The sequence below is a fragment of the Microbulbifer aestuariivivens genome, from assembly GCF_039545115.1.
GTDB classification, from domain to species: domain Bacteria; phylum Pseudomonadota; class Gammaproteobacteria; order Pseudomonadales; family Cellvibrionaceae; genus Microbulbifer; species Microbulbifer aestuariivivens.
The window spans coordinates 43,081-68,201 of record NZ_BAABRT010000004.1 but is presented as its reverse complement, the minus strand read 5'-3'; the positions used below and the strand labels follow the sequence as shown (position 1 = coordinate 68,201).

Annotated in this window: 20 protein-coding genes; 11 read left to right on the top strand and 9 right to left on the bottom strand. The window is 63.5% G+C overall.

Annotation, left to right across the window (positions count from 1 at the left end; genetic code table 11):
• The first annotated feature begins 81 nt into the window (after positions 1–81).
• A complete protein-coding gene (locus ABEA58_RS03560; protein WP_345548915.1) occupies positions 82–1,371 on the top strand; it encodes a permease in 1,290 nt (429 codons plus the stop codon).
• Between the two features lie 114 nt (positions 1,372–1,485).
• Here ABEA58_RS03560 and trhO read toward each other — a convergent pair whose 3' ends face one another.
• Positions 1,486–2,487 (bottom strand): oxygen-dependent tRNA uridine(34) hydroxylase TrhO, encoded by a 1,002-nt coding sequence (trhO, locus tag ABEA58_RS03555; RefSeq protein ID WP_345548914.1) that lies wholly within the window; start codon positions 2,485–2,487, stop codon positions 1,486–1,488.
• 209 nt (positions 2,488–2,696) lie between these two features.
• Between trhO and ABEA58_RS03550 the strand changes: the two genes are divergently transcribed.
• The gene (locus tag ABEA58_RS03550; RefSeq protein ID WP_345548912.1) at positions 2,697–2,945 is read left to right on the top strand and encodes a hypothetical protein; all 249 of its coding nucleotides are present in this window, start codon (positions 2,697–2,699) and stop codon (positions 2,943–2,945) included.
• 885 nt (positions 2,946–3,830) lie between these two features.
• Here ABEA58_RS03550 and ABEA58_RS03545 read toward each other — a convergent pair.
• The 3 genes from ABEA58_RS03545 to ydiJ all read right to left on the bottom strand — a co-directional run bounded on the left by ABEA58_RS03545 (position 3,831) and on the right by ydiJ (position 8,749).
• Entirely contained in the window at positions 3,831–4,235 is a 405-nt protein-coding gene (locus ABEA58_RS03545; RefSeq protein ID WP_345548910.1) for a 3D domain-containing protein, read from the bottom strand.
• 636 nt (positions 4,236–4,871) lie between these two features.
• Positions 4,872–5,609, bottom strand: coding sequence for a tetratricopeptide repeat protein (locus ABEA58_RS03540; protein WP_345548908.1), 738 nt, complete (start codon positions 5,607–5,609; stop codon positions 4,872–4,874).
• Positions 5,610–5,686: 77 nt separating this feature from the next.
• A complete protein-coding gene (gene ydiJ / locus ABEA58_RS03535) occupies positions 5,687–8,749 on the bottom strand; it encodes a D-2-hydroxyglutarate dehydrogenase YdiJ (RefSeq protein WP_345548907.1) in 3,063 nt (1,020 codons plus the stop codon).
• A 228-nt stretch (positions 8,750–8,977) separates the two neighbouring features.
• Between ydiJ and ABEA58_RS03530 the strand changes: the two genes are divergently transcribed.
• The 7 genes from ABEA58_RS03530 to ABEA58_RS03500 all read left to right on the top strand — a co-directional run bounded on the left by ABEA58_RS03530 (position 8,978) and on the right by ABEA58_RS03500 (position 17,572).
• Entirely contained in the window at positions 8,978–9,955 is a 978-nt protein-coding gene (locus ABEA58_RS03530) for a YbgA family protein (protein WP_345548905.1), read from the top strand.
• Positions 9,956–10,046: 91 nt separating this feature from the next.
• On the top strand, positions 10,047–11,051 hold the full coding sequence (locus ABEA58_RS03525) for a MerR family transcriptional regulator (RefSeq protein ID WP_345548903.1): 1,005 nt from the start codon (positions 10,047–10,049) through the stop codon (positions 11,049–11,051).
• Positions 11,048–12,511, top strand: coding sequence for a deoxyribodipyrimidine photo-lyase (gene phrB, locus ABEA58_RS03520; protein WP_345548901.1), 1,464 nt, complete (start codon positions 11,048–11,050; stop codon positions 12,509–12,511). The genes ABEA58_RS03525 and phrB overlap by 4 nt, the downstream gene beginning before the upstream one ends.
• Before the next feature lie 120 nt (positions 12,512–12,631).
• Positions 12,632–14,809 carry an autotransporter outer membrane beta-barrel domain-containing protein gene (locus ABEA58_RS03515; protein ID WP_345548899.1) on the top strand — a complete coding sequence of 726 codons (2,178 nt, stop codon included), beginning with the start codon at positions 12,632–12,634 and terminating at the stop codon, positions 14,807–14,809.
• A 198-nt stretch (positions 14,810–15,007) separates the two neighbouring features.
• Positions 15,008–16,201: a pyridoxal phosphate-dependent aminotransferase gene (locus ABEA58_RS03510; RefSeq protein ID WP_345548896.1), complete on the top strand. Its 1,194-nt coding sequence runs from the start codon at positions 15,008–15,010 to the stop codon at positions 16,199–16,201.
• 131 nt (positions 16,202–16,332) lie between these two features.
• Positions 16,333–16,809: an Lrp/AsnC family transcriptional regulator gene (locus ABEA58_RS03505; RefSeq protein WP_345548894.1), complete on the top strand. Its 477-nt coding sequence runs from the start codon at positions 16,333–16,335 to the stop codon at positions 16,807–16,809.
• A gap of 364 nt (positions 16,810–17,173) precedes the next feature.
• Positions 17,174–17,572, top strand: coding sequence for a DUF4345 family protein (locus ABEA58_RS03500; protein WP_345548892.1), 399 nt, complete (start codon positions 17,174–17,176; stop codon positions 17,570–17,572).
• Between the two features lie 68 nt (positions 17,573–17,640).
• On the opposite strand, the gene ABEA58_RS03495 is transcribed toward ABEA58_RS03500, so the two are convergent.
• From ABEA58_RS03495 to ABEA58_RS03475, 5 genes are all read right to left on the bottom strand, one after another.
• Positions 17,641–18,447: a sterol desaturase family protein gene (locus tag ABEA58_RS03495; RefSeq protein ID WP_345548890.1), complete on the bottom strand. Its 807-nt coding sequence runs from the start codon at positions 18,445–18,447 to the stop codon at positions 17,641–17,643.
• 159 nt (positions 18,448–18,606) lie between these two features.
• A complete protein-coding gene (locus ABEA58_RS03490) occupies positions 18,607–19,725 on the bottom strand; it encodes a helix-turn-helix transcriptional regulator (RefSeq protein ID WP_345548888.1) in 1,119 nt (372 codons plus the stop codon).
• 3 nt (positions 19,726–19,728) lie between these two features.
• A complete protein-coding gene (locus ABEA58_RS03485; protein ID WP_425563511.1) occupies positions 19,729–20,292 on the bottom strand; it encodes a lytic transglycosylase domain-containing protein in 564 nt (187 codons plus the stop codon).
• Positions 20,293–20,363: 71 nt separating this feature from the next.
• A complete protein-coding gene (locus ABEA58_RS03480) occupies positions 20,364–22,091 on the bottom strand; it encodes a proline--tRNA ligase (RefSeq protein WP_345548886.1) in 1,728 nt (575 codons plus the stop codon).
• A gap of 145 nt (positions 22,092–22,236) precedes the next feature.
• Entirely contained in the window at positions 22,237–22,668 is a 432-nt protein-coding gene (locus tag ABEA58_RS03475) for an HU family DNA-binding protein (protein ID WP_345548884.1), read from the bottom strand.
• A gap of 305 nt (positions 22,669–22,973) precedes the next feature.
• Between ABEA58_RS03475 and ABEA58_RS03470 the strand changes: the two genes are divergently transcribed.
• The gene (locus ABEA58_RS03470) at positions 22,974–23,240 is read left to right on the top strand and encodes an FmdB family zinc ribbon protein (RefSeq protein ID WP_345548882.1); all 267 of its coding nucleotides are present in this window, start codon (positions 22,974–22,976) and stop codon (positions 23,238–23,240) included.
• Positions 23,241–23,313: 73 nt separating this feature from the next.
• Positions 23,314–25,092: an aspartate--tRNA ligase gene (aspS, locus tag ABEA58_RS03465; protein ID WP_345548880.1), complete on the top strand. Its 1,779-nt coding sequence runs from the start codon at positions 23,314–23,316 to the stop codon at positions 25,090–25,092.
• Positions 25,093–25,121: the final 29 nt, after the last annotated feature.

Below are 25,121 nucleotides of genomic sequence, written 5' to 3'. Positions count from 1 at the left end.
TCCGCGGCTAATGCGATGCCTCCCCGTGTGCAGCGCCATCTATGCTTGATGCTAACCGTTGCGGCTGAGCGAGGCCCCGCCATGTTGGAAAATGCTGTGGTTAGCGGCTTGCATTCCCTGCTGGGGATGGTCTGGCAGATGTTCTGGCCTCTGGCGCTGGGGTTGATGGTCTCCTCCCTGATCCGCGACTGGATGCCCGCCGACAAGGTGTCGAGCCATCTCGGGCGCACCCGCCCGCGCTCGGTGGCGCTGGCCACCCTGCTCGGCATGTTCTCCTCCTCCTGCTCCTATGTGGCGGCGTCCCTGTCGAAAACGCTGCTGAGCAAGGGCGCCAGCATGAGTAACACCCTGGCCTTTATGGCCGCCAGCACCAATCTGATCCTCGAGATGTTCATCGTGATGGTGGCCCTGCTGGGCTGGCAGTTTCTGTGGGGTGAGATTCTCGGCGGCCTGGTGCTGGTGGTACTGGTGGCGCTGCTGTTTCGCTTTTACCCCAAGAAGCAGGAGGCCGCCCTGCGTCAGCGGCTGGCGGCGGAAAGCGAGGACGTGAATGCCGCCTCCTGCGGGATGGAGGGCATGGAGGGCATGGACAGCGGTAAAGGCGGAGAAATGCAGTGCGGCGCCAATATGGGCGGCGGCAATACGGGCAGTAGTAAAAGCGGGGAAATGCGCTGCGGTGCCAATATGGGCAGCGGCGCTGAGAAAAGCGCGGCGGAGGGCAGCGGCAAGCATGGCGAGAGCGGCAAGAGTGGCGAGATGCACTGCGGGGCCAAGCTGAATAAGCCCGTGCAGAAAAGCGAGCGGCTGCGACGCTCGGCCCGTTATTTCGTTATGGATATCCGCATGATCGGGCGCGACGTGACCATCGGCATCGTGGTGTCGGCGCTGGTGATCGCCTGGGTGCCCGCCGGCCTATGGCAGTCGCTGGTGCCGGCGCCGCCCAGTGGCGAGCTGCCGCTGTGGTGGGCGATGCTGGAGGTGGCGCTGGGGATCTTCCTAGCCATCATCGCCTACGTCTGTTCCATCGGCAATCTGGCCATCGCCGCCGCCCTGTGGCACGGCGGGCTGTCGTTTGGGGCGGTGCTGGCTTTTATCCTCTCGGACCTGCTGACGATTCCGATGCAGCATGTGTATCGCCGCTATTACGGTGCCGGCCCGGCCCGCAGCCTGGTGCTGCGGCTGATGGTGGCGGTGTTTATTACCGGTGTGATGATGAGCTATTGGCTGCCCGCCGCGACCACCGGCAGCGGCCACCACGCGGTGGCCACCCCTGTGCATCTGGGCACCATCGGCTGGAACCTCAACACCCTGATGAACCTGATCCTGCTGCCGCTGGCACTCTGGTATTACCGTTTGGGCCGCGGTCGCTAGGACCGCAAAGGCTAGGGCGGTAATGAATAGATCCGCAGCTAGCCGCCGGGGTCGAGCGGTTGAGTGCGGTCCCGGAACAAGAGCCGGCGGCGGTTCATCCCGCCACCGGGCCGATCAGGAGTCCCCGGCCCGCGCCCGGTCCAGTTCCGCCTGCTGGCGCCGCTGGGCATATTTCTCCTGGCGGCGCGCGGCGGTGATCTGGCGGGCATCCTGGCCGATATGCTGCTCGCCGCGCTGTTTGGCCAGCTGGATCTGCTTTTCGCGCTCGCGGTAGCGGGCGCGGTCCGCCTCGGAAACCCGGTCAAAACAGTGCGGGCAGCTCACGCCCTGTTCGAACTTTTCTGATTGCATCTCTTCTGCGGTCACCGGCATGCGGCAGGCATTGCACTGCTGGTAAATACCCCGCTGCAGATCGTGGTTGACGGTGACGCGGTCGTCGAAGACGAAACACTCGCCCTTCCACAGGGTTTCTTCCTTGGGCACGTCTTCCAGGTATTTCAGAATACCGCCCTGCAGGTGGTAGACCTCGTCGAAGCCCTGCTCCTTGAGATAGGCGGTGGATTTTTCACAGCGAATGCCGCCGGTGCAGAACATCGCCACCTTCTTGTGCTTTGCCGGGTCCAGGTGTTCCTTCACATAGTCGGGGAACTCGCGGAAGGACTCGGTCTTGGGGTTGACGGCGTTTTCGAAGGTGCCCACCTGGTACTCGTAATCGTTGCGTGTATCGATCACCAGCACTTCCGGGTCGCTGATCAGTGCGTTCCAGTCCGAGGGCTTGACGTAGGTGCCAACGGTGCGGCGCGGGTCGATACCCTCGACGCCCATGGTGACGATCTCACGCTTGAGTTTTACCTTGCTGCGCAGGAAGGGCATGTCCTCGGTGAAGGACTCCTTGTAATCCAGCGACGCCAGGCGCGGGTCGGATTTCAGGTGGGCGAGCAGGGCGTCTATGCCCTCGCGGGAGCCGGCTACGGTGCCGTTGATCCCCTCTTTGGCCAGCAGCAGCGTGCCGCGGACCTGGTTTTCCAGCATTGTGTTGAGAATGGGATCGCGCAGGGATTCAAAATCGTCCAGGGTGACGAACTTGTAGAGCGCGCAGACGACGATGGAGTTCATGGTTTTGCCTCTTGCGGGCCGGAGCGTAAATCCGGAGCAAACGGGTTCCCCGCCCACTGGCCGGGGGGTGAAAATGGCCGCGCATTCTATCCCAATAGGCGGCCTTTGTCGTACATTGGATGGGCCGCCACTGGTTGTTGACCGGGGCGCTGCAAGTTGTCAAAGTGGCGTCAACTTTCCTTCCCCCCCCCCGCAGCGAGGCTGTTGCAATGGATGATTCCTACGAACCCAAAGAGTCCCCCCTGAGCCGGTCTTACCGGGAAGGTGAGCACACCGTCCAGATCGATATTTACGAGGACGGCGATGGCGGCTGGCTGCTGGAAATCGTCGACGAGGGGGACAACTCCACCCTGTGGGAGGATTCCTTCGCAACCGAGGAGGAAGCCCTGGAAGAAGCGCTGGACGCCCTGCGCGACGAGGGCGTCGAGGCTTTTGTCGGCCCAGTGGAAGAAGACTGAGAAGCCGAATGCGGCGCTGGCAGCCCTAACGCGGTTTTCTTTTTTCTCTACGGCCAATCCCGCGCCGATTGCGCTGCGTGGCGCAACGCTTCCAGGCAGGCCTGCTATGGTTAAAGAGTGAAGGGAATCGCGACAGTGTGACAGCGCACTACCCAATCGCGGGCCGAGTGAAAACACTAAGGATTTTGTGTTTTCGCGGCCCAACTTAAGCGCTACCGGCTGGCGCTGGTGTACGGAAAACCCCGGTATCGCAAGCCCAGAAATTGAAACCGCACAAATGGATAGCCCCGGAAACGCTTCGGGAAAACCCCTGAACGCTTCGGGAAACTTCTGAAAAAGTCTCGGGCAAGACCTCGAGAAACCCCGACACGGAACATTCCGAGCTTAGGTGCAAAGCCGCGAGTCCCAGGCAGCAAGCCCTGGAATTTAAACCCCAGAAATCGCAAGCAGCGACCCTGTGCTCGCCGATGGCGGTGCCTGTGCCGGATTTGCGCTTTAGCGCTTCTCCGCTTTTCTCTCCACCTATCAGCACCTATCAGCACCTGCCAGCACCTACCAGCACTTCCAGTTCCAGACGCCTCTGCGCTCCATGACTCCCACCCACCTTCTGCTTCACCAATCCATATACCGCGCTTTCCCGTTTTCCCGCCGGCATTTGAGCCGGACCTGAGCTCAGGCCGCCCCGGCGTGGCTTCGACGGTGCGGCATGCCAGGGCGCAGGAGCGCGGCTATGGGCAGAAGAAAGTGGGTATGCGGGGTGCGGGGGGATACAAGCCGTGAGTGGTTGGGCAAAAAAAGCCCCGCTCGCAGGCGGGGCGCTCAGACTGCGGTGTACCGCAGTTTCTTAGGGTTATTCCCCTTGTTGGTTCACTGTTTTCCTGCCGGCTATTTGACCGGTTTGAAGGCGATCTTCAGCTTTTTCTTGCCCCACTTGCGGGCTTTCTTGATGTCTTTTTCCATCCATACATCGATGCGGTTCTTAAAGCGCTTGTTCATGCGGTCGCGCACGGTGTAGGTGCCGGGCAGGCCTTCAATCTTTACTTTGGCGCCGTTGGTCAGGCCGTGCTTTTCCAGGTCGCGGGATACCGCGATGACCTTGTCGCCGGGGCGCAGGCGATTGTTCCATGCCGCTACCCAGGGGTCGCTATCGGTCTGGCCGGGCACAGAGTTGTAGGCGGTTGCGTCAACGGTCATGGTTTTTTCGGCGGCGGCGGACGCGCCGAGGCTGAAGGTGGCCGCTAGCACGGCAGTTACAAAAAATACCCAATTGCGCAAAGTCTGTTTCATCATGTCTCGATACCTCCGAGATCCAAACGGTCACAAGCCAAGTGGTGCCTGTGGGGATTCCAAGTACTTTTGGAAATAACTGGTCAGTATTTAAACAGGTGGCGCTATATTACGGGGCGGTTCGGGCTTATCAAATATTTTCTGCACAGGGCTTTTGGGGCCGCACGAATCCGCGTTTTTTCGATTGGGAATGGTAAGCCATCCCGTTATGTGGATTATCTTGGGAATATTGTTCCTTAAAATTTCGCCATGGCTGATAAACCTTCAGCGAATGTCGGTGTTTGAGGCAACGAAATCCATCGTTATTCGATCACCGTGACAGCGATGTCTTTCTAAGGGGAAGGCCATCCAGCCGGGAATTTCGTTTCTAACCGCCCCGCAAAAAGTAAAAAATTCTCACAAATTATTTGGGACCGGCCGGTTGCGCACTGCCTGAGGGCGCGGCTATGGGCCGGGAAATCCGAGGTTTGCCGAAGATGTGCGGGTGCCAGCGGTGTCATTGCCGTTTATCGACGTGGTGACTACCCCTTGTCAGTACCGTCGTTGGCGCCCTGCAACTCGCTACCACCGCTTGAACGGCGGCCTGGGGCACGGGGTGCATACGGGCGCGGGGAGGCGCGGAGCTGGCTGAGGCCGGGCTCAGAGCGCGGTGGTGGTGGCGTGGGCCGAGGGGTTCAGCTGCTCGCGCAGGGCCAGCAGGTAGGCGCTGTCCTGCTCCAGGTCGGCAAAGCCGTGCTGCCGGTCCAGCGCCACGGCCTTCTCCAGCCAATCGACGGCCTCCGCCAGGTTGCCCTGCCATTCGCAGACCTGCCCGAGGTTGAAGTAGGTGATGGCGAGGTTGTGCCACTCCGCCTGGCTGGCCAGCTCGGGTACGGCGCCGCGGTAGAGGAAGTAGGCGCTGCGCAGCAGCTCCACCTGCTGGCCCGCCTCCGCGCTGGCGGCCTGCTGGTGATAGGTGTGCGCCAGCGCCGAGCGCACACGGGCCGGGGAGTGTGTCAGCGACTGGCCGCTGGCGAGGAAGTCGAGTACCGATTCGAACTGGGCCCGGGCCAGCGGGTAGAGGTCAGGGCGCAGCTCGCCGCCGAGGGCGCTGAGCACGATACCGTAGCGGTAGCGCAGGTTGTGCTGGGCTTTGGGTTGCCCGGCCAGCGAGGCGATGGCCTGCTCATAGAGGGGCAGTGCGGCGCTGTAATCCCCCTCAAGCGCCAGCGCTTCCGCCTCCGCCACCAGCTCCGGTGTCGACCCGGCAGCCGCAATGGCGGGGGCGAGCAGGGCGGCGCACAGCAGCAACCGGCCGAGGCGACTCGGCAGGCTCGGGGGGGCGGCGGGCTTCGAGCGGTTTGGCTCTGGGCGATTTTTTTGTGAGCAGTCTGGCATGGCGCTTAACGGATTACCGGGTGGCACAGCGGGGCGCGGTTGTCCGGCACCCCGTGGACATATCACTCAGTAAACTGCTAATCAGCCATTTGTGCCAGCAATCCCTGCAGGGGATGGCGCAGGCTCACACCCGCAAAGCGCTCGCTCTGGCAGCGGCAGGAGTAACCGCTGGCCAGGGTCCATTGGTTGTCGCCTTCAAGCCGTGGCGCCCAGGACTGCTGGAAGATGGTGCGCGAGGTTTCCCGGTGGGCGGTTTCATGGCCATAGGTGCCGGCCATGCCGCAGCAGCCGAGGGCTTCCGTCTGCAGCTCCAGGCCAAGCCCTTCAAACACCGTGCGCCAGTCCTTGAGGGAGGCGGTGGCATTGGTCTGCTCGCTGCAGTGGGGCAGCAGGCGGAAACTGCCGGGGCGCACCCGCCCGCGCTGCCGCTCCAGGTGTTCGCGCTGGCTGGCCAGCCACTCCTGCAGCAGCAAGACGTTGGGGGCGCCCTCCGCCAGTACCTTGCGGTATTCGGCCCGGTAAGTGAGGGTCATGGAGGGGTCGATGCCCACCAGTGGGATTCCGCTGGCCGCCAGCTCCCGCAGCATTTCACTGTTGGTCTCCGCCACCCGCCGGAATGGTCCGAGGAAGCCGTGCACGTGCAGGGGCTTGCCGTTGGCGCGGAAGGGCGCCACCAGTGGGTAGAAGTCCAGCTGTTTGAGCAGGCGCAGGGCGTCGGCCACCACCTGGGCGTCGAAATAACTGGTGAAGGCGTCCTGCACGATGATCACCGCGCGGCTGCGCTGTTGCGGACCCAGTGCCGCCAGGCAGGCGGGCTGGGCCAGGGGTACGCCCAGCTGTTCCATTTCGCTGCGCAGGCTTTTGCGCGACAGCTCCGGGCTGTCGGCGAGGCCGAGGCCCTTCTCCAGCAGCCAGCGCACCGGCGCCAATTTCAGTGGCCAGTTGTACAGCTGTGGTGCCCGCGACAAGTGGGGCATGACAAATTCGAGGGCGCCGACGAAGTAGTCCTTCAGCGGGCGCAGGTAGCGGCTGTAATACAGCTCCAGGAACTTGGCGCGGAATTCCGGCACATCCACCTTGATCGGGCACTGTCCCACGCAGGACTTGCAGCCCAGGCAGCCCTGCATGGCATCGTTCACTTCGTGGTTGAAGTCGTACTCGCCACGGGCCTTGGCGAGAGAGTTCTTGATGCGCCCGGGCAGGCCGACAAAGAAGGAGCGCTCGCGGAATTTCTGGCTGCTGGCCACCGGATCGACATTGCGGGCGGAGAGCAGCCGCAGCCATTCCCGCATCAGCGAGGCGCGCCCCTTGGGGGAGTGAATCCGCTCGCGGGTGGCCTTGTAGGAGGGGCACATGGCGGAATCCGGGTCCCAGTTGAAGCAGGCGCCGTTGCCGTTGCAGTGCACCCCTTCGCTGTAACCGTCCCAGACCTGCACCGGGATCTGCCGGTCGCGCTCGCCGCGGGTGGGCACGGTGTCCACCTTGAGCAGCCCGGAGGCGCGGCTGGGGGTGGCGATCTTGCCCGGGTTGAGCTGGTTGCGCGGGTCGAAGGCGGCTTTGATCTTCTGCAGTTCCGGGTACAGTTCGCCGAAGAATTCCGGCGCGTATTCCGAGCGCACCCCCTTGCCGTGTTCGCCCCAGAGCAGCCCTTTGTATTTCTGCGTCAGCGCCACCACCTGGTCGGTGATGGGGCGGATCAGGGCGGCCTGCTGTGGGTCTTTCATATCGATGGCCGGGCGCACATGCAGCACGCCCGCGTCCACGTGGCCAAACATGCCGTAGGCGAGGCCGGCCTCGTCCAGTACCGCGCGAAACTCGGCGATAAAGTCCGCCAGGTGCTCCGGCGGCACACAGGTGTCCTCAACGAACGGGATGGGGCGCTTTTCCCCCTCGGCGTTGCCGAGCAGCCCCACCGCCCGCTTGCGCATGGCCCAGATGCGGTTGACCTCGCCGTGGCCGCGGGCGATGGAGTAGCCGAAGCTCTTGCCCGCCTGGCCTATCACGCTGTCGATATGGGCGGTGAAGCGACCCAGCGCCTCCTGCAGCGCCTCCTCGGACTCCGCCGTGTACTCCACCAGATTGATGCCGCGCACCGGGCGTTCATCGGCGGGGAAGAATTCGCTCACGCTGTGCCAGACGATGTCTTCCATCGCCAGCTGCAGCACCTTGCTGTCCACGGTCTCGATGGAGGTGGGACCGGCTTCCATCAGGTCCTTGGCGTCGCGCAGGGCATCCTGGAAGTTGTCGTACTTGAGGTTGACCAGCGCCACGCACTTGGGAATCGGCAGCACATTCAGCTTGGCCTCGGCGATAAAGCCCAGTGTGCCCTCGGAGCCGCAGAGGACGCTGTTGAGGTTGAACCGTGCCGCATCGCCCCCGTCGTCTTTGGGGCTTTCGCGCAGATGGGCCAGGTCATAGCCGGTCAGGCAGCGGTTGAGCTTGGGAAAGCGGCGCTCGATCAGCTCGGCGTTGTCGCGGGCGATCTGGTCGCAGGTGCGGTGCACGCGGCCGACGCGGTCCTCGCGCCCGGCGACGCTCGCCAGTTCGTCATCGCTGATCGGCGCGGAATGCCACAGCTCGCCGCCGAGCAGCACGGTGGACAGCTCCAGCACATGGTCGCGGGTCTTGCCGTAAACACAGGAGCCCTGGCCGGAGGCGTCGGTATTGATCATGCCGCCGATGGTGGCGCGGTTGCTGGTGGAGAGTTCCGGGGCAAAAAACAGCCCGTGGGGCGCCAGCGCCGCGTTGAGCTGGTCCTTGACCACGCCGGCCTGCACGCGCACCCAGCGCTCGTCGGCATTGATCTCGAGAATGCGGTTCATATGCCGGGAGATATCCACCACCAGCCCGTCGGTGAGGGACTGGCCATTGGTGCCGGTGCCGCCGCCGCGGGGCGAAAGCACCACCTGATGGAATTCCTCCTGCTCCGCCAGCTGCGCCAGCAGCTGCAAATCGGCGCTGTCGCGGGGGTAGACCACCGCCTGCGGCAGTACCTGATAGATGGAGTTGTCGGTCGCCAGCACCGTGCGGCTCGCATAGGTGGGGCTCAGGTCGCCGCGGAATCCGGCGTCGCGCAGGGCCTGCAGGAACTGCAGGTACAGGGCCTGAACCGGATCGACTTCACGCAGTGCTGGAATCATGGCTGTGTCCGTGGCTCTCGGGGGGTCTGGCATTTTAGCGGTGGCGCGTTGTGACGCAAGCGGGGCGACTGCGCGGTTATCCGCGCCAGGACAATGCCGCTGGCGCCGGCGGCCTCGGGGTGGCGCCAGCTTGCCTTGGTTGTACAGGAAAAAATATTGTACAAGTCTGCTTTGGGGGTTATAACTTGTACAGAACTTTCAACGTGTACAAGCAGAGTGTGCCTTGCGATGAAAATCGAATTGCTGAGTGAAAAGATTCCCGTGGGCATCAGCCAGTGCGCCATGGGCGACGCGGTGCGTTACAACGGCGGCCACAAGCACAGCAAGGTGTGCACCCAGTTGCTGGGCCGGGTATTCGACTATGTGCCCCTGTGTCCCGAGGTCGCCATTGGCATGGGGGTGCCGCGCCAGCCGATCCGGCTGGTCAAGAGCGATACGTCCGCCGACGCGGAGGTGCGGGTGCTGGGTGTCGATGATTCCGGCCTCGATGTCACCGAGCCGCTGCGGTCCTACGCCGACAGCGTGGTTCCCGAACTGCAGCAGGTGCGCGGCTACATCTTTATGCAGAATTCCCCCAGCTGCGGTCTCAAGGGCATACGGCGCTACCTGCCGAACGGCCACGGCCACGACAGCGAGGGCATGGGGGTGTACGCCCAGCGCCTGCGCGAGCGCTTCCCGGATATGCCGATGGAGGAGGTGGGGCGCCTGAACAGCAACGAGATCCGCGAGAACTTCCTCACCCGCGTGTTCGCCTACGACGCCTGGTTCCGCTACGTGCAGGCAGACCCGCGACCGGCGCATATCATCGAATTCTTCACCGCCTACAAATACCTGCTGCTGGCCCATCACCAGGACAAGACCCGGGAACTGGGGCGGTTGCTGGCCGGCGCGAAGGGCCGCGACCCCGCCGAACTGGCGCTGGAGGTGCGCGCGCACATGATGGATATCCTCACCCATATGGCCAGCCGCAAGGACAAGACCAACGCCCTGATGCACAGCCAGGGCCACCTGAAGGGCTATTTGAGCAAAGAGGAAAAGGCCGAGCTGACCCAGCTGATCGACGAGTACCGCCGCGGCCTGAAGCCGGCCTCGGCGGTGTTGACGCTCCTGCGTCATTACCTGCCGCGCACCCCGCACAGTTTTATTCACAGCCAGATGTTGCTGGCGGCGGAGCCGGCGGAGATGGGGCTGTGCGACTTTCAGTAAGCGCGCGAGTAAGTGCCCACTGAGTGCGCGGCAGCCTCGCCGCGCAGCATTCACCACGCAATAACGGAATCGACACCGAATCGAGGTCAACGTGTCTGAAACACCTGAATCCGAAGCACTTGAAACTGAAGCACCAGCGTCTGCAGCCGAGGCCAAAAACGAAAGCCAAACCGCAGCCAAGGCGGCGACACAGGCATCAGCCCCTGAGCGGACAGACCTGGCGATCGGCGAAGTGGCCCAGCGCACCGGCGTGAATCCGGTGACCCTGCGCGCCTGGGAGCGCCGTTACGGCCTGCTGGAACCGGCCCGCACCGGCAAGGGCCACCGCCTCTACAGCGAGCGGGATGTGCTGCGCATCCGCGATATTCAGGCCTGGCTGGCGCGCGGCGTCGCCATCGGCAAGGTGCGGCCATTGCTGGAACAGCCCCATGAACACGCGCCGGTGGAAGACAGCTGGGCGCAGCTGGTGGCGGACACGCAGAAGCTGGAAGCGCGGCTGGCGCCGGCGGAACTGGAGCGGCACCTGGAGCAGCTGCTCTCCGCCTATCCGCTGCCGCTGCTGCTGGACCGCTGGCTGGCGCCGCTGCAGCGCAGGTTCGGCCGCCAGCGCCGCTTCGGCAGCAGTGTCGCGCGCGCCCTTTTCTGGCGCCAGCTGGGCGAGCTGCTGGCGGTGAACCTGCGCGCGGCGCGGCGCAATCGTCAGCGCCGCCCAGCCCTCGGGCGCCTGTTGCTGCTCACCTTTCCCGGCAGTGAACAGGGTGTGTTCGCGCAGCTGTTCGAGGCGGCGCTGACGGATATGGGCTTCGAGGTGATCGCCCTGGCGCCGGAGGTGGAACTGGGGGAGCTGGCCTTTGCCGAGCAGGGCCTGGGGCTGGATGGCGTGATCTGTTACAGCCACCACACCCTGCCGCTGGCGGTGCTGCACAGTGGCATCGAGCGGGCGCAGCGGGGCCTGCGGGTGCCGCTGTGGTTTGCCGGCGGCTTTGTCGAGTTGCAGCAGCAGGAACTGCTGCCCCTGACCGAGCGCGGCGAGATCCGGCTGCTGCCGGCGGATTGCGCCGCCGCGCTGGAGCAGCTGCGCGGGCAGTTGCCGTGAGTGGCCGCTATCAGCACCAGCGTGGGCTGGTGTGGTTTCGCAGTGACCTCCGGGTGCACGACAATATGGCGCTGTATCGCGCCGTTGAGTCCTGTCACGAGGTGGCGGGGGTCTTTATCGCCTGCCCGCAAACCTGGCAGAGCCACGACGAGGGCGACAATCTGGTGGCCTTCCGTCTCGCCTGCCTGCGGGAGCTGCAGGCGGCCCTCGGCGAGCGCAATATTCCGCTGTATTTTCTCGAACTGAAGCGCTTCGAACAGGTACCGCAGGCCATGGCGCAGATCGTCAGCAAGCTGCAGGCGAGCGCGGTATACGCGAATGCGGAGTACCCGCTCAATGAGCGGCGGCGCGACCAGTCGGTGCGCCAGGCGCTGCGGGAGATGGAGGTTGCCATTGAATTCACCAGCGACCGCACGCTGGTCCCCCCGGGCGCGATCAAGACCAACAGCGGCGAGGCCTACAAAGTCTTTACCCCTTTCAAGCGCGCCTTTATCGCCCAGTGCGGCGGCGCGGACTTCTCCCCGCTGCCCGCGCCGCGCAAGCGCGCTGCGGCGGACTGGCCCGGCTGGCTGCAGATCGAGGGGAAGGACAATTTGCGCCAGACAATCCCCGCCACAGTGAAAGGCTACCGGGCCATGCCACTGGAACAGGGCCGCCTGCTGGGCTGGCAGCCCGGCGAAAAAGCGGCCCGCAAACGCCTCAAGGGGTTCGAGGAGCGAATCCACGCCTACGCCGACGAGCGGGACTTTCCCGGCATCGATGGCACCTCGAAGCTGTCGCCCTACCTGAGCAGCGGCGCGCTGTCGGTGCGCCAGTGTGCGCAGCTGGCGCTGGCGTGTAACCGCGGCCGCTGGACCGGCGGCCGCGCCGGGGTCGACTGCTGGCTGGGGGAGCTGATCTGGCGGGAGTTCTATACCCACCTGCTGGTGGCCTTTCCGCGCCTGTGCAAACACCAGCCGTTCAAGCTGGAAACCGAGGGCGTGCGCTGGTCCGCTGACGAGCAGGCGTTCCGGCGCTGGTGTCGGGGCGAGACTGGCGTGCCGATCGTGGACGCGGCGATGCTGCAGCTGCAGCAAAGCGGCTGGATGCACAACCGGCTGCGCATGGTGGTGGCCTCGTTCCTCACCAAGAACCTGCTGATCGACTGGCGCTGGGGTGAGCGCTATTTTATGAACCTGCTGATCGACGGCGACTTCGCCGCCAACAACGGCGGCTGGCAGTGGGCGGCGTCCACTGGCACCGACGCGGCGCCGTATTTCCGCGTATTCAACCCCTACAGCCAGTCGGAAAAGTTTGATCGACGCGGCGAATTTATCCGGCACTACCTGCCGGCGCTGCAAAAACTCAGCGACAAGCAGGTGCACCAGCCGCCACCGATGGCGGGCTACCCCGCGCCCATCTGCGATGTGAAGGAAACCCGCAAGCGGGCCATCGAGGCTTTCGCCGCCCTGAAAAAATAGTGCTTTTCTTTTTGCGCGGCCCGCTTTGTGTCCGCTCCGCGGGCTGCGGCTAAAAGCGGCAGAGCCCAGCTGCCGCCTGTCTATACTTGGCCAAACGCGACCGGTGCAAAGGAGTGCATTATGGGGTTCACGGCAAGATCCATCAGCCTTGCGATAGCGCTGGCGAGCGCGGGCGTCAGCGTCGCCGATGAGACGGTCACCAGCGGGCTTTATGGCAATATGGTCGTCTTCGGTGACAGCCTCTCCGACAGTGGCAATGCGGGCATTTTTACCAATGCCGACCCCGGCGGGGTAACGCCCCGTCAGCCCGCCGTCAGTTTTACCGCCCAGCGCTTCGGGCTGGCCCCGCTCACCCCCTCCTGTTTCGGTCTCGGCCCCGCCTATGGCGGCGCGGTGCCCTGCTATCCCGCCGCGGGCACTCTGGCGGAGCAGCTGGCGCAGATCGCCGGTTCGGTATTGACCAACGGCAGCAACTGGGCGGTGGGCGGCAACCACACCGCCGATGTGCTGCTCGACGTGGTGGGGCCGCAGCTCTTCCGCACCCTCTACCCCGGCACCACCGTGGCGGACCACAATGCCCTCACCACCATCCTGCCCGATTCGAGCCGCTGCGGCGACGATGGCATCTGTGATCCGGGAGCGGGGGAGAGCCCCTTTCTGTCCCCTGCGGAAGTGGCTGCGGCGGTATCCAATTTCAACAACCCCGCCGCCCTGCAGGCACTGGTGGATGATCCCGGCAATGGCATCGGTCTGACCGGTGTGCCCAACGCCCTGGGGCAGGGGTTTCTGCAGAGCAATCAGGTCAGCAGCGATACCCTCTATTTTCTCAATGGCGGCGGCAATGACATTATCGCCAACACCCTCGCGGGGACCGTCAGCCCGGCGTCCATGGAGCGCGCCGCCACTTTCCTGGTGGAGGCGGCGGTGCAATTGCGCCGTGCCGGGGCAAAGTATGTGGTGGTCGCCAATGTGCCGCGGGTGGGCAATACGCCACTGATGAACGACGCCGGGGCTGCGGCGGTGTCGGCGGCCAACACCGGCACCGCGCTCTTCAACGATGAGCTGCGCGGGCAGCTGCTGTTTGTGGGCAATGTGCTGATTCTGGATGCGGAGGGGATAGCGGCGGTGGCGCTCGAGCGGCCGGCGCTGTTCGGCTTTGCCGATATCGATCAGGCGGCGACCTGTTATAGCAGCGGCGAATGCACCAATCCGGACCCGGTCTACAGCGAAGGGGGCAGCGCCCCCAACCCGGACAAACTCTATTTCGACGATGGGGTGCATCCCACCCTGGCGGCCCAGGAACTGCTGGGTGATTATTACTATTCGGTGCTGAGCGCCCCCGCGGGCTTCGCCATACTGCCCGACCTGGGCTACCAGAATACCCGCGCCCACCAGTCCAACATCGACCAGCACCTGCTGTCCCAGCGTTTCCGCGAGCCCACCACCACGGTGTTTTTCAGCGCGGCCTGGACCACCACCGAGCTGGGCGGTGGTCCGGCGCCCATCTACAACGATTCCGCCTGGGACGGTTTCTTTGGTTTCAGCTTTAATGCCGGTGACAATTTCGAGTGGTCGCTGGCCCTCTCCTACGGCAGTTCCGAATACCGGCCGCGGGGCCTGTGGCTGGAGGCGGACAACCTCAACTTCAGCTGGCTGGCGCGCTGGCACGACCAGCGCTGGTTTGTCGACGGCGGCTTCACCTACAGCGATATCGACTACGACGAGGTCGATCGTCAAATCCACCTGGGTTCCTACTCGACCCGCATCAAGGCCCGTGCCGATGGCGACGCCAGCAGTGCGTTTATTCGCGGCGGCTTCGACACGGCGCCGGCGCTGCCGTGTCAGGTCGGTCCTTTCCTGTCGGTGGCCTGGACCGATGTGGACAGCGACCGTTTTACCGAGCAGGCCAACCCCGAGCTGACTTATGTCAGCGCCATCTCTGGGCGCACGGTGGACCCGGTCGGACTCAGTGTGCGGGGCATCAGCCGGGAGTACTGGCGTTACCGCGCCGGCTTCTTCTACAACGCGGCGGAGGAGGCCGAGTGGCGCTGGTTTGGCGAGGTGTGGGTGGAGGCCAACGAGGGGGACGATGTGCAGGACGTGAATATCGGCATCAAGTCCATTCCCGGTATCAACGCCAATCTGGCGGCTTACGACAGCCGCAAATCCGGCTACTTCCAGAATGGCGCCGGCGCCATGGTGGGCCTCAACCTGACGGATCAGCTGCAGGTCAGTGGCACCCTGCTGATGCGCCCGGAAGATACCCTCGGCGGTGTGAACTTCAGTTATCGCTTCTGAACAATCGGCTCTGGAGAGGCGGCTCTGGAGAGGCGGCTCTGGAGAGGCGGCTCTGGACAGCGTCCGGCGAGGCGCAGAATTTTCTGCGGCCAGGGGCGCGAATTTTTCGCGCTAATGCGAAATCCGCTTCGAGATCCGGCATCAATTACCCGCGTGGTTGCTAGTGTACGCAGTACTGATAACAAGCGGATAGCCAAGATGTTCAAGCCAAAGTTCAGCCTGCCGAGTGAAGCCCTCAACCGTGCCGACGCCGACGTCTGGGCGGTCAGTACGCGCGCCCACCAGCTGGCCGACCAGGGTGAGGACGTGCTCTTCCTGTGCGTGGGCGATCCCAACTTCGATACTCCGGAACCCATCCTCGATTACACCCGCGCCCGCCTCGGTGTCGGCCGCACCCACTACTCCCCCGATGCCGGCGAGCCTATCCTGCGCCGCGCCATTGCCAATATCGAAAGCAAGGTGTCGCCGCACCCCTGCAGCCCGGATGATGTGGTGGTATTTCCCGGTGGCACCAATGCGATTTATTCCGTGCTGTCCTGCCTGCTGAATCCGCAGGAGGAGATCGTGATTCCCGAGCCGATGTATATCGGCTACGTGCCCATCTGCGATGCGCTGCGCCTGAAAGTGAAGCGCGTGGCCTGCCCGGCGGAAAACAACTTCGCCTTCGACGTGGAGTCCATCAAGGCCGCCATCGGTGAGCAGACGCGGGTGGTGCTGATCAATACCCCGGTCAACCCCACCGGCGCCATGGCCACCCCGGAGCAGTTGCGCGAGCTGGCGGCCTACTGCCGGCAGCGCGATGTGTGGCTGGTGAGCGATGAAATGTATTCCATGATCACCTATGCCCGCCGACACACCTCGCTGCGCACGGCGGCGGAGCATCTGGACAACGTGGTGGTGATCGATGGCCTGAGCAAGTCCCACGCCATGAGCGGCTGGCGTCTGGGCTGGGTTGTGGCACAGGGGGATCTGGTAAAGCGCCTGTCCCAGTGGGCCGGTGCCACCATGTTTGGCTGCGCGCAGTTTATCCAGGAGGCCGCCGCCTTTGCGCTGGAGTTTGACGGTTACTTTGTGGAGCAGATGCGCTCCGCCTATGAGCGCCGCCGCAACCTGATTGTCGAGCGTATCGGCAATATCCCCGGCCTCAGCTGCTATGCCCCGGATGCCGGCATGTTCGTGATGGTGGATGTTTCCCAGGTGGCGGAGTCCGGCGATGCCTTCGCCTCGGCGCTTTTGGACGCGGAGCGGGTCTCCGTGTTGCCCGGCCGGCCGTTCGGCCCCTGCGCCGTCAATCATGTGCGCCTGACTCTGGCCGCGGACGAGGCGGACCTGCGCCGCGCCCTTGACCGTATCGAGCATTTTGTGACGAGCGACAGCCGTCAGGCCGGTTGAGCGTTGCCCCTTTCCAGATACTCAGGCAATAGGTTGGAATACCTTGGGGGTGCCGGCGGAAAACCGCGCCCCTGTTTCCAGCGCCCGATTGCCGTTATCCTTAGCTTTTCCGTGGTAGACGAAACAGCACTGTGAAAATCGACCGGCACAATCTGAAAATATTGCAGGCCCTGCAGACCAACGCCCGTATCAGCAATCTGAACCTGAGCGAGCAGATCGGCCTCTCCGAGAGCGCCTGTCTTGCGCGGGTAAAGCGGCTGACCAGCGAACGCTACATCCGCGAGTTTCACGCCGAGGTCAACCTGGACAAGGTCCGCCACGCGGAGTTTTATGTGAATGTGGCCCTGAAGCGGCAGGACGCCCGCACCAGCGAGAGTTTTCGCAGAGCCATCAACGAAATTCCGCAGATTGTCTCCTGTGTGAAAATGTCCGGCGAATTCGACTATATGCTGCGTTTTGTCTGCCCCGACGCGGCGGATTTCAACCAGGTTTCCGAGCAGCTGCTGGCCAATGAGGATGCCGCGATTTCACGCATGACATCCCACCTGGTAATCGAAAAGACCAAGCCTTTTACCGGCTATCCGCTGGAGCGGCTTTTCCAGGACTGACTGCGGGGCAGAGCGCCGGCGCTTGGCGCTCTGCTGCCGGTGCCTGCTTTTGCCGCTGAGCGCCGCCCTGACCTCCAGGCCTTCCTTCCAGCCCTACCCCCAGCCTCTACGGCCCCGGCCGAGGCGCGCATTCGATGGGGTCGCCACTTGAGGAGGGCGCCCCGGCCCTGGCGCCACACCTCCACATCCCCGCTCTCTATCACGCTTGCTCACTTCCTTACCTGCTTGCCTTTCTCTTCGCCTTCCTTATCGCTTTTCTGGCAACCTGCCATCGCTATGGTGACAGCCCGGTTTGCGGCGAATATGCCGCTTTGTGGGTACACTTTTGGGGTGGGGCATATATTGGCAATGGGAGCGCAGCGACGTGAAAAACAGCGGCACGATTTATCTGATTCTGAATGCGTTGATCTTCGCCATTATCGGCGTATCCGCATTCGCCAATCCGCTGGCGTTCAGCGAGACGATTGATTTCGCGCTGACGGCTCCGGCGGCGATGCCGGAGTTTCTCGCCACTTTTGGCGGTTTTATGCTGATGATCGGCGTGGCCATCGCCCTGCCGCTGGTGTTTCGCCGCTACCGGACGATCGCCTTCCTGCTGATTGCCATGGCATATGCGGGCTTTGGTGCCGGCAGAATCGTCGGCATGCTGGCCCACAGCGGGTTTGACTGGCGCAATGGGCTCTTTTTCGCCATCGAGATTCTGCTGATCTTCTGGGGTGTGGTGCTGTACCTGCAGGAGCGCAAGCGCGGCGCTCCCCTGTGAATAAAAAATGCGGCGCCTGAGTGGGCCGCGCAAGCTTGCGGTTGTTGCCGATCAGCCGCAAATTCGTATCAGGTGGCTATTCCGGCGCCGCGCTCCGCGGGCGCAGCTTTCTCGCTGCCCCCGGCGGCAAGGCGGAACGCCTCCTTGTAATTCTTGAATTCCGTGCCCATCCAGCGATCCCAGAAGGTGAAGTAAAAGCCGTAATTGCCGTGAAATTTCTGGTGGTGCAGGTCGTGGTGCGTGGTGGTGGTCAATATATCCAGCGGGCCGTCCACCCAGCCGCGGGGGTGGAATTCGCAGCCGGCATGCAGCATGGCGTTGCGGAAGATCATCACGAAAATGAACGCCAGCCAGACCAGCACATGCAGTGGCAGCAGCAGGGTCAGCAGGGGCGAGAAGGCCGCCATCATTACTGCCTCACCCACGGAAAAGCTGTAGGCGGCCCAGGGAGTCGGTGTGCGGGACAGGTGGTGCAAGCGGTGGAAATGCCGGAACAGCTTCGGGTGGTGCATGGTGCGGTGGGTCCAGTAGAAATAGGCGTCGTGCAACAGAATGACAACCGGCAGGCTGATGATGTTCCACCACAGCGGGTGGTCTCCCCAGTCCAGATACAGCTTTAGCCAGCCCCAGTCATAGAGAATCCCGGTCACCACACCAACGGTGGCGAAAACCCCGATGGTCAGCATGGAAAAGCTGATCTCCCGGCGAATGTCCCGCCAGCCCGCGCGGCGCTTCTGAATGCGCCGGCGATCCATCCAGCGGCGGAAAACGATTCCCACCAGCAGGCTCACGGTAACGGTGGCCAGCAGGTAGCGGAGCAGGTCGTCGCCGAAGTGTTGCGCCCAATCCTGTGCCATCCAAAGCAGAAACTCCATCGCTCAACCCTCGCGTCTATTGTTGTCGCCCGGTGTTGTCGCCCGGCCCATATTGGCAGGGGGCATATCCCGTTGCGGTGAGGCTCAGTTTGTAAGATGCCGGCGGGCTCTGCTTGCGGAATTCGGAAAAACAGCTGACGGATTTCGAAAAGGGTGGGATCAGGCGGGTATCTGCGCGCGGCGGTATTCGGTGGGGGTGCAGTCGTGGCGGCGTTTGAAGGCGGCGTTGAAAGGACTCAGGGAGCGGTAGCCGATGTCCAGGGCGATGGATAGCACCGGCAGGTGGGACTGCTGGGGGTCGGCGAGGCGGGCGCTGGCCTCGTCGATACGGAACTCATTCAGGTATTCATTGAAGTTGCGATAGCCCAGGTGGCGGTTGATCAACCCGCGCAGCACATGTTCGCGCGCGCCCAGCTGCTCGGCAAGTTCGCGGATGGTGAGCCCTGTGTGGCGGTATCCGCCCCCCTGCATATGGGCCTGCAACTGTTCCAGCAGTTGCCGCTGTGCCGCGTCCAGAGTGGCAGCGGCAGAAGCGGTGCCGGCAGCGGCGCCTGGGCGGCCATCAATAGAGTCCGAAGGCGCAGCAGGGGAGTCGGTCGTCTGCGGCGAGGCCGCCGCCGGCGGCGGCAGCGATTCGGCGAGGGCGTCGGGGGAGAGCGACAGCAGCCACAGGCAGGCGGCGAATGAGAAGAGGGTGGCCAGCAGGGCGTGCAGGGTGGGCACCCCGGCGGGAACCGGCCAGTAACTGAACAGGAATTCGGCGCTGACCACCAGCGACATATAACCGCCCACGGCGATCAGCAGCGCGGCCCGCAGGCGCCGGCGCGCCTCCACCAGGTCCGACTGGAAATGGCGCAGCAGCTCCAGCATGCCGGCGGCAATCAGCCCCAGCTTCAGCGGTTGTGCCAGCACATAAAGAGCCTCGTTGGGGCCGAGTCTGGCGAGCAGTGGCAGGTGGTTGGCCGCCACCGGTACCAGTATCGAGAGCGCGATCAGCGGCCAGCCCCAACGGGGAAAGTCCTCGCCCTCGCTGCACAGCCGTTGCGCGAACAGCCAGAAGGCGGGCGGGACCAGAATGGTGGGCAGGTCCATCAGCAGCAGGCTGGTCGGGCTGTGGAGGGGCAGCAGTGGCCGCAGCAGGTAACAGATCACCCCGGCCAGCATCAGGATCAGCCAGCGGCCGGCGGGCTGGTGGCGATAGCTGATCAGCAGCCGCGCGGCGGCCAGCAGCAGCAGGGCACAGGCGCAGCCGGTAAAAAAGACATAGCTGCTATGCACCGCTTATCTCCACCGATCCGCCCAGGCGTCCAGTACCTTGCTGCTGTAGGTGTGGCGGCCGTAGCTGCCGTTGTAGTAAGCCAGTGCGTTGGCCAGGTTGCCCTTGGCCTTGCCGATATAGTGCTTGAGGATGGTACAGCCGTAGCGGAGGTTGGTGTCCATATCGATCAGGTTGTCCTCGGGGCTGCCGATCTCCTTCTTCCAGAAGGGCATGACCTGCATCATTCCCTGCGCGCCCACCCGGCTGACCGCATAGGGGTTGAAGGCGCTTTCGATCTGGATCACCGCAAGGACGATCTCCGGCTGCAGTTCGGCCAGTGTCGCCTCGCGGTGAACCGCTTTCAGCACCCGCATACGCTCGTCGGGGTCCTTGATAAAGCGGGCCAGGGGCTGGGATTTTGCCATCAGCCACACCTCCGCGTCGTAGCGGTCGGTGAAGCTGTCGGCCTGACTGATGGCGGCGCGCAGGGCGCGGCGCTGTTCCTGATCGATCTGGGGGATCTGCATCTGCGCCTGTGCCGGGGCCCAGGCGAGTGCGAGCAGCAGCGGTAGGCAGATTCTTATCATTGTTTTCTCTGTCCTCGGCAGGGCGGACTCGGGATCTATCTTACCCCAATGTCCGCCCGCCGCCAGAGGCATCAGTGACCGAGCTTCTCCAGCAGGATTTGCAGCAGCTGGGATTCGGCGAAGTCCTGGCTCTCGGCATCGCGGCGGCCTTTGTACTCCACCACGCCGCGCTCGAGGCCGCGGTCACCGATAACGATGCGGTGCGGAATGCCCATCAGCTCCACATCCGCCAGCATGGCGCCGAGGCGGGCCTTGGGTTCGTCCATCAGCAGCACGTCGATACCCTTCGCGCGCAGGGCTTCGTAGAGGTGTTCGCACTTCTCCCGCACCAGGTCGCTCTTGTGCATATTGATGGGCACGATCGCGAGCTGGAACGGGGCGATGGACTGCGGCCAGATGATGCCGGCATCGTCATGGTTCTGCTCGATGGCGGCGGCGACGATACGGGAAACTCCGATGCCGTAACAGCCCATAACCATGACCTGCTCCTTGCCGTTCTCATCCAGCACCGTGGCATTCATGGCCCGGCTGTACTTGTCGCCCAGCTGGAAGATATGACCCACCTCGATGCCGCGCTTGATTTCCAGGGTGCCCTGGCCGTCCGGGCTCGGGTCGCCGGCTACCACGTTGCGGATATCCGCCACCAGCGCCGGCTCCACGTCGCGGCCCCAGTTGACGCCGGTGAGGTGGTAATCGTCCTTGTTGGCACCGCAGATAAAGTCCGCCAGATGGGCCGCGGCGCGGTCGACGATGGTGTGAATCTTGAGGTTGACCGGTCCCAGCGAGCCGGTGGCGCAGCCCAGCTCGGCGGCGATGCGGGCCTCGGGCGCGAACGCCAGCGGGCTGGCAACGCCGTCGAGTTTTTCCGCCTTGAGTTCGTTCAGGTCGTGGTCGCCGCGCAGCACCAGCGCCACCAGCGGTGCCTCGGTGCCCTCTTCGGCTTCCCCGAGCACGATCAGGGTTTTTACGCACTGGCGCGCTTCGCTGTTGAGGAAGGCGCTCACTTCGGCAATGGTTTTCTGGCCCGGCGTGTGGACTTCCTCCATCGCCTGAGTGGCGGCGGGTCGCTCACCGGCGGGTGCGACCGCCTCGGCCAGTTCCACGTTGGCGGCGTAGCGGCTGTGGCTGGAAAAGGCGATGTCGTCCTCGCCGCTCGCGGCCAGCACGTGGAATTCGTGCGAGCTGGAGCCGCCGATGGAGCCGGTGTCCGCCAGCACCGGGCGGTAGTCGAGACCGATGCGGTCGAAGATGCGGCAGTAGGCATCGTGCATCACATCGTAGGTTTCCTGCAGGGAGTCCGGGTCCAGGTGGAAGGAGTAGGCATCCTTCATGGTGAACTCGCGCGCGCGCATCACACCGAAGCGCGGGCGGATTTCGTCGCGAAACTTGGTCTGTACCTGGTAGAAGTTGGCCGGCAGCTGCTTGTAGCTGTTGATTTCGTTGCGAATCAGGTCGGTGATCACTTCCTCGTGGGTCGGGCCCAGGCAGAATGCGTTGTTGTGGCGGTCCTCGATGCGCAGCAGCTCGGGGCCGTACTGCTGCCAGCGGCCCGACTCCTCCCACAGCTCAGCCGGCTGCACCACGGGCATCAGTACTTCCAGCGCGCCGGCGCGGTCCATCTCCTCGCGCACGATACGCTCAACTTTGCGCAGTACCCGCAGGCCGGTGGGCAGCCAGGTATAGAGACCGGAGGCGAGCCGCCGGATCATGCCGGCGCGCAGCATCAGCTGGTGGCTGATAACCACGGCGTCGTTGGGAGTTTCTTTCTGGGTGGCGATCAGGTAGCGGGATGCGCGCATAAAAATATTCGGTTTGTCTTGCTGATGGGAGCGCGCATTTTACGCTGGGGCGGCCGCCGGATGGTAGGGGCCGGGGGCAATGCGCGGGGGCTGAAAACAGAAAACCCCGCCTGGGCGGGGTTTTCCTGCGATGGAAGCGGCGCGATCAGTTCTCGGCCATTTCCTTCAGTTTCTTCAGCGGGCGCACCTTCACCTGAATGCTGGCGGGCTTGGCCTTGAAGGTGGTCTCTTCGCCGGTGAAGGGGTTGATACCCTTGCGGGCCTTCTTGGCCGGCTTCTTCACGGTGGTGATTTTCAGCAGGCCGGGTAGGGCGAACTCGCCTACCGCGCGCTTCTTGATATGGCCCTCGATCACGTTGGACAGCTCGTCCAGAACAGACTGAACCTGCTTGCGGCTCAGCTCGGTGCTCTCGGCGATCTGGTTCAGAATCTCGGTTTTGGTGTACTTCTCTTTGATCGCAGTGATCTTGCGCGGCTTGGCTTCAGCTTTGGCCGCGGTTTTCTTGGCGGGGGCTTTCTTAGCTGCGGTCTTCTTGGCGGGGGCTTTCTTAGCTGCGACTTTCTTGCGTGCGGCCATGGTAGCTTCCTTCTCTATTTAGGTAGTGTCTATCCAGTGAAAATATGTTCTCTATGCCACCCGGCGACTCTCCCCAAGGAGCTGAATGCCGTGTGGATAGGGTTGAGTATATCCAGTTTTTTTTCTCCCGCACGAGAAAAACCGGGGAAAATAGTGCTTTTTTTCATGATATTGCAGGGTGGACGGAGCCTTAGTGCTCTTTTTCCCGTTTATGGCAATGACTTCTCCGCACCTCGCGGGCCAGCTTCTTCCTGCCCGAGGGCTCATGTATAATCTGCGCCCCTTAAAGCACCAGGTACCGATCCATGCCGATCTATGAATACCAGTGCGGGGCCTGTGGCCATCAGCTGGAGGCTCTGCAACGCATCAGTGATGCGCCGCTGACCGATTGTCCGGCCTGTGCAAAGGCCGAGCTGAAGAAGAAGATCTCCGCAGCCGGTTTCCGCCTCAAGGGCGGCGGCTGGTACGAGACCGACTTCAAAACCGGCAGCAAGAAAAACCTGGCCGGTGACTCGGCCAAACCCAAGTCAGGCACGGATAAGTCTGGCGGGGGCTCTGCCGCAGCGGACTGAGGCCGCCGGCAAACGAAACCGGGCCGGCTGCTCACCGGCCCCGAAATCACCTATGACTACGGGAATGTTATTCATGCGCAGCGATTACTGTGGCGCCCTTCGTTCTGCGGACATCGGCCGCGAAGTTACTCTGTGCGGCTGGGTCGATCGCCGCCGCGACCACGGCGGGGTCATCTTCATCGATCTGCGCGACCGGGACGGTATCGTGCAGGTGGTATTCGACCCCGATGCGGCCGAGCATTTCGAACAGGCCGACCGGGTGCGCGGCGAGTATGTGCTGCAGTTGAAGGGCCGCGTGCGCGCGCGCTCCGAGGCCACGGTAAACCCGAATATGGCGACCGGTGAAGTGGAGGTCTACGGCATTGAGCTGGAGATTCTCAACATCGCGGAAACACCGCCCTTCCAGTTGGACGAGCACACTGCCGTAGGCGAGGATGTGCGGCTCAAGTACCGCTACCTGGACCTGCGCCGCAACGAGATGCAGCGCAACCTGCGCTTCCGCTCCAAGCTGACCACGGCGATCCGCAACTACCTGGACGATATGGGCTTTCTCGATATCGAGACCCCGATCCTGACCCGCGCCACTCCCGAAGGTGCCCGCGACTACCTGGTGCCAAGCCGCACCCACGACGGCAAGTTCTTCGCGCTGCCGCAGTCGCCGCAGCTGTTCAAGCAGCTGCTGATGGTTTCCGGTTTCGACCGCTATTACCAGATCGCCAAGTGCTTCCGCGACGAAGACCTGCGCGCGGATCGCCAGCCGGAATTTACCCAGATCGATATCGAGACTTCGTTCCTCGGCGAAGAGGAAATCATGTCGATCACCGAGGGTATGGTGCGCGGCCTGTTCCAGCAGCTGATGGATGTGGACCTCGGCGAGTTCCCGCGTATGTCCTACGAAGAGGCCATGCTGCGCTACGGCTCCGACAAGCCGGATCTGCGCATTCCGCTGGAGCTGGTGGAGATCAAGGACCTGATGACCGAGGTGGACTTCAAGGTGTTCTCCGGTCCCGCCAACGACCCCAAAGGCCGCGTCGCCGCCATCAAGGTGGCCGGCGGTAACGATAAGCTGACCCGCAAGCAGATCGACGATTACACCAAGTTCGTTGGCATCTACGGTGCCAAGGGGCTGGCCTACATCAAGGTCAACGACAGCACCGATCTGGAAAACGGCCTGCAGTCTCCGATTGTCAAGTTCCTGCCCATCGAAGTGCGCGCGGCCATCCTCGAGCGTTTGCAGGCGCAGAGCGGCGACCTGATTTTCTTCGGCGCGGACTCTTACAAGGTGGTTTCCGAATCCCTCGGTGCGCTGCGCTGCAAGCTGGGTGAGGATCTGAACCTCTACACCAGCGAGTGGGCGCCGCTGTGGGTGGTGGCTTTCCCCATGTTCGAGGAAAACGACGATGGCAGCCTCACCGCGCTGCACCACCCCTTTACCGCCCCGTCCTGCTCTCCCGAGGAGCTGGCGCAGAACCCGCTCGGCGCCCTGTCCCGGGCCTACGACATGGTGCTCAACGGTACCGAGCTGGGTGGCGGTTCCGTGCGTATCCACGACCAGGAGATGCAGCAGGCGGTGTTCCGCATTCTCGGTATCGAAGCCGAAGAGCAGCGCGAGAAATTCGGCTTCCTGCTCGACGCGCTCAAGTACGGCGCGCCGCCCCACGGCGGTCTGGCCTTTGGTCTGGATCGCCTGGTGATGCTGATGACCGGCAGCGATTCCATTCGCGATGTCATCGCCTTCCCGAAAACCCAGAGCGCCGCCTGTGTCATGACCGACGCCCCGGGCACCGTGGACTCGCGCCAGCTGCGCGAGCTGAATATCCGCCTGCGTCTTAAGGAAGAGCAGGTGGGCTGACCTTTCGGCTTACTTGGGCTGACTGTTGT